General features: G+C 61.8%; 12 protein-coding genes. 5 read left to right on the top strand and 7 right to left on the bottom strand.

Annotated features, from left to right (window positions below; genetic code table 11):
* The first annotated feature begins 47 nt into the window (after positions 1–47).
* The 4 genes from G410_RS0112570 to G410_RS16715 all read left to right on the top strand — a co-directional run bounded on the left by G410_RS0112570 (position 48) and on the right by G410_RS16715 (position 5,126).
* On the top strand, positions 48–1,586 hold the full coding sequence (locus tag G410_RS0112570) for a cryptochrome/photolyase family protein (RefSeq protein WP_022674017.1): 1,539 nt from the start codon (positions 48–50) through the stop codon (positions 1,584–1,586).
* Between the two features lie 73 nt (positions 1,587–1,659).
* Positions 1,660–2,496 carry a 3-mercaptopyruvate sulfurtransferase gene (gene sseA, locus G410_RS0112565; RefSeq protein WP_022674016.1) on the top strand — a complete coding sequence of 279 codons (837 nt, stop codon included), beginning with the start codon at positions 1,660–1,662 and terminating at the stop codon, positions 2,494–2,496.
* A gap of 75 nt (positions 2,497–2,571) precedes the next feature.
* Positions 2,572–3,789 (top strand): cystathionine beta-lyase, encoded by a 1,218-nt coding sequence (gene metC, locus G410_RS0112560; RefSeq protein ID WP_022674015.1) that lies wholly within the window; start codon positions 2,572–2,574, stop codon positions 3,787–3,789.
* The gene (locus tag G410_RS16715; protein WP_022674014.1) at positions 3,786–5,126 is read left to right on the top strand and encodes a mechanosensitive ion channel family protein; all 1,341 of its coding nucleotides are present in this window, start codon (positions 3,786–3,788) and stop codon (positions 5,124–5,126) included. The genes metC and G410_RS16715 overlap by 4 nt, the downstream gene beginning before the upstream one ends.
* 56 nt (positions 5,127–5,182) lie before the next feature.
* Here the strand turns inward: G410_RS16715 and G410_RS0112550 are convergent, their stop codons facing one another.
* The 6 genes from G410_RS0112550 to gluQRS all read right to left on the bottom strand — a co-directional run bounded on the left by G410_RS0112550 (position 5,183) and on the right by gluQRS (position 10,223).
* A complete protein-coding gene (locus G410_RS0112550) occupies positions 5,183–6,052 on the bottom strand; it encodes a 3-hydroxyacyl-CoA dehydrogenase NAD-binding domain-containing protein (protein WP_022674013.1) in 870 nt (289 codons plus the stop codon).
* A gap of 136 nt (positions 6,053–6,188) precedes the next feature.
* The gene (gene egtD, locus G410_RS0112545) at positions 6,189–7,160 is read right to left on the bottom strand and encodes an L-histidine N(alpha)-methyltransferase (protein ID WP_022674012.1); all 972 of its coding nucleotides are present in this window, start codon (positions 7,158–7,160) and stop codon (positions 6,189–6,191) included.
* 22 nt (positions 7,161–7,182) lie between these two features.
* The gene (gene egtB, locus G410_RS0112540; protein ID WP_022674011.1) at positions 7,183–8,460 is read right to left on the bottom strand and encodes an ergothioneine biosynthesis protein EgtB; all 1,278 of its coding nucleotides are present in this window, start codon (positions 8,458–8,460) and stop codon (positions 7,183–7,185) included.
* Between the two features lie 60 nt (positions 8,461–8,520).
* Positions 8,521–9,114, bottom strand: coding sequence for a cob(I)yrinic acid a,c-diamide adenosyltransferase (locus G410_RS0112535; protein ID WP_022674010.1), 594 nt, complete (start codon positions 9,112–9,114; stop codon positions 8,521–8,523).
* An 11-nt stretch (positions 9,115–9,125) separates the two neighbouring features.
* Positions 9,126–9,353: an HIG1 domain-containing protein gene (locus G410_RS0112530; RefSeq protein WP_022674009.1), complete on the bottom strand. Its 228-nt coding sequence runs from the start codon at positions 9,351–9,353 to the stop codon at positions 9,126–9,128.
* Between the two features lie 9 nt (positions 9,354–9,362).
* On the bottom strand, positions 9,363–10,223 hold the full coding sequence (gluQRS, locus tag G410_RS0112525; protein WP_022674008.1) for a tRNA glutamyl-Q(34) synthetase GluQRS: 861 nt from the start codon (positions 10,221–10,223) through the stop codon (positions 9,363–9,365).
* Positions 10,224–10,338: 115 nt separating this feature from the next.
* On the opposite strand from gluQRS, the gene G410_RS0112520 reads away from it, so the two are divergent.
* The gene (locus tag G410_RS0112520; protein WP_022674007.1) at positions 10,339–10,923 is read left to right on the top strand and encodes an HNH endonuclease; all 585 of its coding nucleotides are present in this window, start codon (positions 10,339–10,341) and stop codon (positions 10,921–10,923) included.
* 47 nt (positions 10,924–10,970) lie between these two features.
* Here the strand turns inward: G410_RS0112520 and G410_RS0112515 are convergent, their stop codons facing one another.
* Positions 10,971–11,750, bottom strand: a complete 780-nt coding sequence (locus tag G410_RS0112515) for a COG4705 family protein (protein ID WP_022674006.1) — start codon at positions 11,748–11,750, stop codon at positions 10,971–10,973.
* Positions 11,751–11,818 lie beyond the last annotated feature (68 nt).

Genomic DNA, 11,818 nt, shown 5'->3' with positions numbered 1-11,818 from the left:
GGGCGGCAAGGGAACGAAGCGCTGCGTTCAGCGCTTTGGATCACAGCATGGCCCATCCCGTTCTGATCCCCATTCTCGGCGACCAATTGTCGCTCGACCTCTCCTCGCTAGACGGCATGGAGCCGGAAGACTGCATCATCCTGATGATGGAAGTGGCCAACGAGACGGAATATGTCCGTCATCACAAGGCCAAGATCGCCTATATCCTGTCTGCCATGCGCCATCATGCCGAAGCGCTGCGCGATCGCGGCTGGACGGTCGATTATGTGATGCTGGACGATCCCGATAATGATGGCAGCTTTTCCGGCGAAGTGGCCCGCGCGATCGAGCGCCATGCGCCGTCGGCGATCAGGGTCACCGAAGCCGGCGAATGGCGCGTGCGCGAAATGCTGGAACAATGGGAGGAGCGGTTCGATCTTCCGGTAACCATCTGCCCGGACACGCGCTTTCTTGCGACACATGCCGAGTTCGAGGATTGGGCCGAAGGCAAGAAACAGCTGCGCATGGAGTTCTTCTACCGCGAGATGCGGCGCAAGACCGGCCTCCTGATGGACGGGGACAAGCCGGAGGGCGATGCCTGGAACTATGACAGCGAAAACCGCAAGCCGGCCCCCGGCGGCGATCTGCTGATGCCCCGCCCGATCCGCTTTCGCCCGGACGACACCACGAAAGCGGTGATCGCTCTGGTCAATGCGCATTTTGCCGATCATCCCGGCACGACCGACCATTTTCGTTTCGCCGTGACTCATGAGGAAGCCATGCGCGCGCGCCTCCAGTTTCTGGATGAGGCGTTGCCCAATTTCGGCGATTATCAGGATGTCATGCTGCGCGGCGAGCCGTTCTTGTGGCACTCCATTCTGAGCCCCTATATCAATAGCGGCCTGCTCGATCCGGTCGATCTGTGCCGGGATGTCGAAGAGCGTTACCGCGCAGGCAAGGTGCCGCTCAACGCCGCCGAAGGGTTTATCCGCCAGATCATCGGCTGGCGCGAATATATGCGCGGCATCTACTGGCGCGAAGGGCCGGACTATGTGGAGCGCAACTTCTTCGGCGCGGATCGCGATCTGCCCGGCTTCTATTATGATGGCGATACCCGCATGGAGTGCATGGCGCAGGCGATCGGCCAGACGCTGGATCATGCCTATGCCCATCATATCCAGCGGCTGATGGTCACCGGCAATTTCGCCATGCTCGCCGGGATCGATCCCAAGCAGATCCATGTCTGGTATCTCGAGGTCTATGCCGACGCCTATGAATGGGTGGAATTGCCCAATGTGCTGGGCATGAGCCAGTTTGGCGATGGCGGCCTGCTGGCGTCCAAGCCCTATGCGTCTTCGGGCAATTATATCGACCGGATGTCGGATTATTGCGGAGCCTGCGCCTATAATGTGAAGACCAGGACCGACGAAGACAGCTGCCCGTTCAATGCGCTCTATTGGGATTTTCTGGTCCGCAATGAGGATAAGCTGTCCGGCAACAACCGTATGTCGCTGGCCTATCGCAATTGGGAGCGCAAGGATTCGCAGGAGAAGAAGGCGCTGCGCGACCGCGCGGCCACCCTGTTGGAGCAGATCGAAACATTATGACGTAACGGCAAGGGTTTTCACATGCGCCCGATGGCGCTAACCGTGCCAGCCTTACTCAAGCGGGAAAAAGACGATGGACCAACTAGTTTCGACCGAATGGCTGGCAGGCGAAATGGGCGCGAGCGATCTGCGTATCGTCGACGCGACCTATTTCCTGGCCGATGCCGGGCGCGATGCGCGCGCCGAGTTCGAGGGCGGCCATATTCCGGGCGCGGTCTTCATGGACCTCGGCGAACTGGCGGACAGCTCTGGCGATCTGCCCAATATGCTGCCCAGCGCGGAGAAGTTCGCCAGCCGGATGCAGTCGCTCGGCCTGGGCGATGGCAGCCGGGTGGTGCTGTATGACGACAGCCCGCTGAAAAGCGCCGCGCGCGCCTGGTGGATGCTCAACATGTTCGGTGCCCATTCGGTCGCCATCCTCGATGGCGGTCTGAGCAAGTGGAAGACCGAGGGTCGGCCGCTGGAAACCGGCAAGCCTGACATCCGTCATCGCCACTTCACCGTCTGGAAGGACGAAAAGCAGGTGGCCAAGAAGTCCGACGTCATGTCCAATCTGCACGACAAGGGTGCCGAAGTGGTCGATGCCCGTCCGGCGGGTCGCTTCACCGGTGAAGAAGCCGAACCGCGCGACGATCTGGCCCGTGGCCACATCCCCGGCTCGCACAACACGCCGCACGGCGCTTTCTTTCATGCCGACGGCACCTGGAAAACCGGTGACGAGCTGAAGAGCGTGTTCAAGGACGCCGGGGTCGATCTCGACAAGCCGATGATCACCAGCTGTGGCAGCGGCATGACCGCCGCCGTTCCCCTGTTCGCCGCGCATCTGCTCGGCAAATCGGATGTGCGCCTGTATGATGGTGCATGGTCCGAATGGGGCGCCGATGCGGATACACCCAAAGCCACTGCCTGATCGCTGTTTCCACCCGGTCACATGCGGGTAGAAGCGGTATAATTCGGAAGATCTCGACACAGACGGAGGCGGTTTTTGGGCGACGGTATCAAAGAAACCAAAGCCGCCACCACTGTTGTAACGGCTGGTCGTCGCAAGCACTGGACCGGGGGCAGAGTGGTCAACCCACCACTTTGGCGGGGAAGCACGCATCTTTATGACAGCGTCGCCGATTTGCGCGCCGCCAAAGGCCCGGTTCAGCGCAACAACTTCTTCTATGGTCGCCGCGGTGGACCCACGCACTGGGCCCTTGCCGAAGCCTTGACCGAGTTGGAGCCCGGCGCGGAAGACACCTATCTCTTCCCCTCCGGCGTTGCGGCCATCTCCTGCGCCCTGCTCGCCGTGCTGAAGCCCGGCGACGTTCTGTTGATGACGGACAATGCCTATGATCCGTCGCGCAGCTTCGCCAGCGCCTGGCTGAAACAATGGGGCGTCACCACGCGCTGGTTCGATCCCATGGCCAGCGTCGACGATATCATTGCCTTGATGGAGCCGCAGCCCACGGGCGGCCGCGTCGCCGCGATCCTGCTTGAAAGTCCCGGCAGTCTGACCTTTGAAGTGCAGGATGTTCCCGCCATTTGCGCCGCTGCGAAAGCGCGCGGTATCGCCACGCTGCTGGACAACACCTGGGCCACGCCTCTGTTCTTTCCCGCGCTGCAGCACGGCGTCGATCTGGCCATTCTGGCAGGCACCAAATATATTGGCGGGCATAGCGATATCATGCTCGGCAGCGTCACCACGACGGCGGAATATTGGACCGCCCTGCGCCGCACCGCCTATCAGTTCGGGCAAGTCATCAGCCCTGACGATGCCTATCTGGCGCATCGCGGGCTTCACACGCTCGATGTGCGGCTGCGGAGGCACGAAGCCAATGCGCTGGCCGTCGCGCGCTGGCTGAATGCGCGCGCGGACATCGCTGCGGTGCTGCACCCCGCCTTGCCAAACTGCCCCGGTCACGATGTCTGGAAACGGGATTTCAGCGGGTCGTCCGGCCTCTTCTCCTTCGTTCTGCGCCATGCGAGCGATGACGATGTTGCCACGATGATCGACGCGCTGAACCTGTTCGGGATCGGCTATAGCTGGGGCGGGTTTGAAAGCCTGGCGCTACCGGTCGATCCGGCGCCCGACCGCACGGCGACCAGCTGGAGCGCCGACGGACAGCTGATCCGGCTGAACATCGGCCTGGAGGATCCGGCCGATCTGATTGCCGATCTTGAGCAGGCCTTGGGCGTGTTGCAGAACCGCAGCGCATGAGGGCTCTGGAAGACTGGCTGGCCAATCAGGGCATTGCAGCAGATCTCGACATCAGCTCCGCCGCCATGGCCTTGGGCCTCATTCTGGCAGCGTGGCTCATCGGCTGGGCCAGCGCGAGCGCGCTGGCACCGCAGATCGAAGATTTCGTCCAGAACCGGCTCAAACAGGGCCCCCATCCCGGGCGGTGCAAGCGGATCGAGCGGGTTGCGCGTTTTCTGATCGTCGCGATCCTGCTCTTCATCATTTTTCAGGCCCGCAACTGGGGCCAGTTATCGATTGCGCTGATCGGCCTCAATCTGGCGGCGGCATCCACCTTGGTGATCAATCGCGCCATCCGCTTCCTGCGCATGCCGCAATGGGCCGCGCTGCTGCTGTCCGGCGTGGTGTTCCTGTTCGTGGTCAATGGGCTGGTGGAGGGCCTGCAGGGTATCGAGCCGCTCAGCAATGAGCTGGACCGGATCGGCTTCGAAGCCGGAAAAACCCGCATTTCCGTTCTCGCCGTGCTGCAATGGGCGGTTACCGCCGTCCTGCTTTTCGCGCTGGTGCGCTTCGTCAATCGGCTCACGCGCCACTTCATCGAGGGCACCAACCGGCTCGATCCGGCGCAGAAACTGCTGGTCGAAAAGCTTGCCGGCATCGCGGTCATCATCATCGCTTTCTTTGTCGGCATCGATTTTCTGGGGATCGACCTCACCGCGCTCGCGGTGTTCTCCGGTGCCTTTGGCCTGGCCATCGGTTTCGGGTTTCAGAAGACCTTCGGCAACCTGATCTCCGGCATCATCCTGCTGATGGATCGCTCGATAAAGCCGGGCGATGTCATTGCGGTTGGCGACAGTTTCGGCTGGGTCAACAAGATCGGCGTGCGCGCGGTCTCCATCGTCACGCGGGACGGCAAGGAACACCTTATCCCGAACGAAATCCTCATGACCGAGGAAGTCGAGAACTGGAGCTATTCCAGCAAGAATGTGCGTGTCCGGATTCCCGTGGGCGTATCCTATGCGTCGGACATGGAGCTGGTGCTCAAGCTGATGGCCCGCGCGGCGGAGGACAGTCCGCGCGTGCTGGACCTGCCCCGCCCCAATATCTGGTGGACCGACTATGGCGACAGCAGCGTCAACTTCGAGATTCTGGTGTGGATCAAGGACCCGGAGGAAGGCGTCGGCAATGTTCGATCGGACGTGCTGCAGCGGCTCTGGTTCCTGTTCAAGGACAATGGCGTGGAAATTCCGTTCCCGCAGCGCGATCTCAATTTTCGCAACCTGCCGCCGGGCCTGAGCGAGCAGTTGCAGCGCCCCAGGGACTGGGACCGCCCCCAGCAGGACGAAGACGGGCTCTAGCCGCGCAGCCTGCGCCGCCGGCCCGTCTCCAAATCACCGTCAGCCCAAAACCGTCGTCAGCGCGTCGGCTTTGGCACATCCCCGCTATAATCGTAAAAGCCACGGCCGGATTTGCGGCCGTACCAGCCGGCCTCGACATATTTGACGAGAAGCGGCGCGGGGCGGAATTTCGGATCGCCGGTGCTGCTGAACAACACGTTGGTGATCTCCAGGCAGGTATCCAGCCCGATAAAGTCCGCCAGGGTCAGCGGCCCCATGGGATGGTTGAGGCCCAGGCGGCAGGCGGTGTCGATATCCTCGATACTGGCCACATTTTCGCCCAGTGCAAAGCAGGCCTCGTTCAGCATCGGCATCAGCACGCGATTAACGATGAAGCCGGGCGCGTCATTGGCAAACACCATCTGCTTGCCCAGCGCCTTGCCATAGCTGCGGACGATCTCGACCGTTTCGTCGGCGGTCGCCAGTCCCTTGATCACTTCGATCAGGTCCATCACCGGAACCGGGTTGAAGAAATGCACGCCGATGAACCGCGCCGCATCGGGCGACGCCTGCGCCAGCCGCGTGATCGGAATGGAAGAGGTGTTGGACGCCAGCACGGCTTTATGCCCCAGCACCTCGCCAACCTGCGCAAAAATGGTGCGCTTCACCTCTTCGCGCTCGGTGGCCGCTTCGATGACCAGCCCGGCCGTCGCCATTTTATCGAACGAGCCGATCGCCTCGATCCGGCCGAGCGCGACATCGGCGGCCTGCGCGTCCATCTTGTCTTTCTCGACCAGCCGCTGGAACCGCTTGCCGATGGCGGCCTTGGCCTTTTCGGCCACGTCCTGATTCACATCGGCCAGAAAGACATGATAGCCCGCCGCAGCGGAAACCTGCGCAATGCCTGCGCCCATCTGTCCGGCGCCGATCACTCCAATACTGTTCATCTTGATGTCCCTTCGAAAGCGTACGGTCGGCCTGTCGCTGGCCGTTGGTGGTCGCAGTAGCGGGCCAGCCCCCGGCTCGACAAGAACCGACCGAACATGCCCGCCATTATCGCAGGCGTGACGTTATCCGCCGTCTTCAGGGTGCCAGCGGTTCCGGCGCAGCCTCTGCCAGGATCAGCGAGAACCAGCCCTTTTCGTCGGTCCATTCGCGGATCGGCTCCCAGCCGCCGGCGCGCAGAAGCAGCCGGGAATCGCGCGGCTTGAACTTGTGGCTGTTCTCGGTGTGGATGCTTTCCCCCTTCTCCATGCGGAAGTCATGGCCCGCCACGGTGAAATCGACATCCTGTGTCGCCTGCAGATGCATCTCGATCCGTGCATGGCTCTCATTCCATAGCGCGCGGTGCCGGAAAGCCTTACGCGGCATGTTGCCGTCCAGTTCGCGGTTGATGCGATCGATAAGGTTCAAGTTGAAATTGGCGGTGACGCCTGCCGCATCATCATAGGCCGGAACCAGAATGGCCTCACTTTTCACCCGGTCCATACCGATAAGCAGCAAGGCGCCTTCCGACAGATTCTCGCGCATACGGCGCAGCAGGTCGACCGCGGTGCGCGGCACCATATTGCCGATGGTCGATCCGGGAAAGAAGCCGATTCTGGGCAGTTTCTGCGCCGCTGGCGGCAAGGTGATCGGATGCATGAAATCGGCCTCGACGGGATCGATCGGCAGGTCCGGAAACTGTTTGCCGAGCGTGACCGCGCTTTCCCGCAGAAATTCCCCGCTGATATCGATCGGTACATATACCGCCGGGCGCACGGCCTTCAGCAGGATCGGCGTCTTGACCGAACTGCCCGAGCCGAATTCGATCACGGCATGGCCGGTGCCGGCAATGTCTGCCACTTCCGGGCAGTGCTTTTTCAGCAGCGCCCGCTCGGTCCGGGTAGGGTAATATTCCGGCAGATCGGTAATGTCTTCGAACAGGCCCGATCCGGTATGGTCATAAAGCCACCGCGCAGGGATGGCGCGCGGCTTTCCACCCAGGCCGCGCAACACATCGTCGCGAAACGCGTCGTTCGGGGCGCCAGCTGCGCCGACGTCGCTATCCATCATAATCGATCCCTGTTTGAATGCGTCAGATATCTTTGGCCAGACGCACGCCGGTATATTGCCAGCGCTGGTGCGGATAAAAGAAATTGCGATAGCAGGCACGGACATGGCCGCGCGGGGTGGCGCAGCTGCCGCCCTTCAGCACAAACTGCCCGCTCATGAACTTGCCATTATATTCGCCAACCGCGCCCTCGGCCGGCTTGAAACCGGGATAGGGGCGGAACGCACTGCCGGTCCACTCCCACACATCACCGAACATCTGCGCCAGGCCGTCTCCGGCCTTGGCGGAGGTGCGGGCAGGGGCGGGACGAATGGCCCCGGCGGCATCGAGTTGATTGCCCGAATGGGCGTCCAGCGCGGCGGCGGCGCTTTCCCATTCCGGCTCCGTCGGCAGCCGGGCCCCTGCCCAGCTGGCAAAGGCATCGGCCTCATACAGGCTGACGTGACAAACCGGCGCGGCATCGTCGATGGGTTGCATGCCGTCATTGCCAAATTGTGCCCAGTCGCCATCCTGCGTCCAATACAGCGGCGCGCGAATATTGTTGCCCTGCACCCAGGCCCATCCGTCGGACAGCCAGTGGCGCGGCTCATCATAGCCGCCCGCAGCAAGAAACTCTTTCCATTCCCCATTGGTCACGCAGCGGCTGGCCAGTGCATGGGGTGTCAGCAACATCTGATGGCGTGGCCCTTCGCAGTCATAGGCAAAGCTGCCCCCATCATGGCCGAGATCGACGATGCCGCTCTTCCCTTCGATCCACCGCAAAGGGGCTGTCGCGGCATTATGCAGCCGGCGCGGCGTGGGCCAGAGCGCTGGTTTCAGTGGATTGCGTGAAAGCAGGTGCAGAATGTCCGTCTGGAACAGTTCCTGATGCTGCTGTTCGTGGTGCACGCCAAGCTCCAGCAAGGTCAGCGCATCATCGGGAAGCGCATCGAAATGCGCGGTGATGGCGCTATCGACATGCGCGCGATAGGCGCGCACCTCGTCCAGTGATGGCCGCGTGATCATGCCGCGCTGGCACCGATCGTGCCGCTCCCCTTCGGCTTCGTAATAGCTGTTGAAGAGAAACGCGAAATTTTCATCGAAAGGCTGATAGCCTGCCACATGATCGCGCAGGATAAAGGTTTCGAAGAACCAGCTGGTATGGGCCATGTGCCATTTGGATGGCGAGGCATCTTCCATGGATTGCACGGTGGCGTCCGCGTCCGACAAAGGCGCGGCCAGGGCGAAGGTCAGCGCGCGCGTCTGCTGGAAATCATCCAGCAGGGCGGCATTGCGGACAGCGCAGATCGGTTGACTGGACATGACGGGCCCCTTTGCTAGACGGCGCGACGCACAAACGCAGTCACCGATATCAACGCGAAATCAGCGCGTTGCTCCAGGTTTCCAAAGCACATCGCCGGTTCCGGTTCCCTCGGCCGATGCAACATTGGCCGCCCGTGCTGCCGTAAAAAGATAATCGGACAGCCGATTGATATAGCGCATGGCTTCGGGATTGATGCCGTGGGCATGGTGGGCCGCCACCATGGAACGCTCGGCACGCCGCGCGATGGCGCGGGCCAGGTGCAGATGCCCGGCGGCGGTCGTGCCGCCCGGCAGGATGAAGCTTGTGAGCGGCTCCAACGCCTCGTTCAGCCGGTCGATCTCCGATTCCAGCCAAGCCGTCTGGGACGCCACGATGCGCAGCTCCATCTCCGACGGGGTGAAATCGGTGCCCGGCGTCGCAATATCGGCGCCAAGGTCGAACAGATCATTCTGAATGCGGGACAGTCCGCCGGTGATATCGCCTGCCGCGCTGTCATCGCAGGCGGAGACGGCCAGGCCGATGGCGCTGTTCGCCTCATCGACATCGCCGATCGCCGCCATGCGCGCGTCATCCTTCGGCAGCCGCGATCCGTCCACCAGACCGGTCTCACCGTCGTCGCCCGTACGGGTATAGATCTTGTTGAGCTTGACCACGTGGCGTTGAACTATTTGGCCTGGCTGAAAATCAGCAGCAGGGCGACGAGCACAATGGCAATCGCCTGCCATTTCACGCGGGCGAACATCATGCGGTTCTGCATGCTGGCGCCGCGCGGCGTTCCATCCTGGTCGGTATCTTCCGGGTTGAGGTTCGCGAAGGAAGACAGCCCGCGAATAAGGGCAACCAGCACCAGGCTGGCCGCGATGAAAATTCCAATTACAAGAAGTGCACCCATAAGGATAAGTTAGGGAGCGGTCAGCGAAATGCCAGCGGGAAAGTGGTGCGCGCGCAATTCTTCGGCCAGAATTCTGCCATCCTCGCCCGCCAGACGCCGCACTTCCAGCGCGGGCGAATCCTTGGATTTCGCCAGCTTTTCTCCATCGGGGCCAAGCAACAATGGGTGGTGCCAGTAACAAGGCTGCGGCAGTTGCAGCAATGCCTGCAACAGCACGTGAATATCGGTATAATCGAACAGATCGGCCCCGCGCACGACCGGGCCGATATGCTGGGCGGCATCGTCCAGCGTGGCGGCGAGATGATAGCTGGCTGGCGCGTCCTTGCGCCAGATCACGATATCGCCGAACCGCCCTGGATTGGCCGCCACTTCGCCGCGCATCAGATCGCGCCAGCCAAGCGGTCCGGCGCGCTCCAATGCCGCAGCCATATCGAGCCGCCAGCTATAGGGCCGGTCCTCCCCGTCGGCGCGCGCCGCATGTCGGCAGGTGCCCGGATAGGCCGGGCCGTCCGGTCCATGGCGCACCGGGGCGTAGCGCAGCGCCTCGGTGATTTCGGCGCGGGTACACCAGCAGCGATAGAGCAGGCCATCGCCCAGCAGGCGGTCGCGCGCCGCCCGGTAGCGTGGAATGCAGGAGGATTGCAGCAAGGGCGGCTCATCCGGATCCAGGCCAAGCCAGGCAAGGTCCGCCAGCGCGCGATCAATATGTTCGGCCCGGCTGCGGCTGCCGTCGATATCCTCGATTCGCACGAGGAACCGGCCCCCGGTCGATCGCGCCAGATCGTGGCAATAGAGCGCGGACAGGGCGTGGCCGAGGTGGAGCGCGCCGTTCGGGCTCGGGGCGAAGCGCGTGATCGCGGCATTTTCCACAGACTTTTCAACGCGCCCGGGGATGAAAGACGCTTTTGTTGCGCAAACTTTCATTGGCCTGTCACTTTTTTGCGTTTATCAGGGGGCAAACAGGTGGAGGAGCAAAGGTTCGGGCATGTATCATCCCGACATACTGGATAATCCCGCAAGTTTGCGCCACCCGGAAAGTTGTCCGGCGCTGATCCTGAATGCGGATTATACGCCGCTGAGCTATTATCCGCTCAGTCTCTGGCCATGGCAAACCGCGATCAAGGCGGTGTTCCTGGATAAGGTCGACATTATCGACAGTTACGACCGGGCCGTCCACAGCCCTAGCTTCACAATGCAAATCCCCTCAGTAATCGCGCTACGACAATATGTGAAACCCAGCGAATATCCGGCCTTCACCCGATTTAATCTGTTCCTGCGCGACAAATTCGCCTGCCAATATTGCGGGAGCGAGGCCAATCTGACGTTCGATCATGTCGTCCCCCGGCGGCAGGGCGGCGGGACCAGCTGGGAAAATGTGACCACCGCCTGCTTGCAATGCAATCTCAAAAAAGGCGGACGCACGCCGCGTGAGGCGCATATGCAGTTGATGCTCAATCCCCACCGGCCGACCAGCTGGCAATTGCAGGAACGCGGGCGCGCCTTTCCGCCCAATTATCTGCACGAAAGCTGGCACGACTGGCTCTACTGGGACATCGAACTGGAGGAATAGCCAATTCCTCTCCTGCGGGGACAAGCCCGACCGAAAAGCGGGAACCCCTACGCCGCTTCCCCCGGGTGCCGTCCCGCACGTTGCGGCAGCAGCGCGATGCAGCCAACGATCAGAACCGCGAGCACCAGCGACGCGATCGGTCGGCTGAGGTCCAACCCGCCCTTGTCGATCGGTTTGTCGAGGAAATCTCCCACCGTCGCACCCAGCGGGCGCGTAAGGATGAAAGCAGCCCAGAACAGCCAGACCTTGGACACTGCCGTGGCGTAATGCAGCATCAGCATGATCGCCAGCAGCCCGGCGAAAAGCGCCGCCGCGCCCAGATAGCCGAAGCCCGGTACATCCGCCGTCCAGTCCCCCAGCGCGGTGCCCAAAGTCTGCGAAAAGGTGATCGTGATCCAATAGAACAGCTCTGCCCTGCGTGAGGTGATGGCTTCGACCCGTACCGTTCCGAGGCTGCGATACCAGACGAACAGCGATATCAGCACCAATGTCAGCAGCAGGAGTGATCCGCCCGGATAACCGATGCCCAGCGAGCGCGTGGCAAAATCCGCAATGGTTGTGCCCGCAGTGGTGGAGGCAATGATGGTGGCCCAATAGAGCCACGGGTGAAAGCGGGCGGCGCGAATCTGCAGCAGGATAAAAATCGCCAGCAGTGGAAGAAAGATGAAAGTACTGACCAGATAGCCAAGATTGAAGGTCATGCTCAGCGTATCGCCGCCAGTCTCGCCCAAAGTGGTCGCCAGTATCTTGATGATCCAGAAGACCAGCGTGACCGCCGGCACTTTGCTCAGCGCCTCGGCGCGATTCTTGTCGGTGAGGGCGTTCATATGGCTGTCTCCTGCAAGCGATACTGGCCCCTCTTTTTGCCCATGCGGCCGGCCATGAAATTTGCAAG

This window comes from Novosphingopyxis baekryungensis DSM 16222, assembly GCF_000420305.1.
Classification (GTDB): domain Bacteria; phylum Pseudomonadota; class Alphaproteobacteria; order Sphingomonadales; family Sphingomonadaceae; genus Novosphingopyxis; species Novosphingopyxis baekryungensis.
Note: the sequence above shows the minus strand (reverse complement) of the source record. Positions and strands in the feature narration are given on the sequence as shown.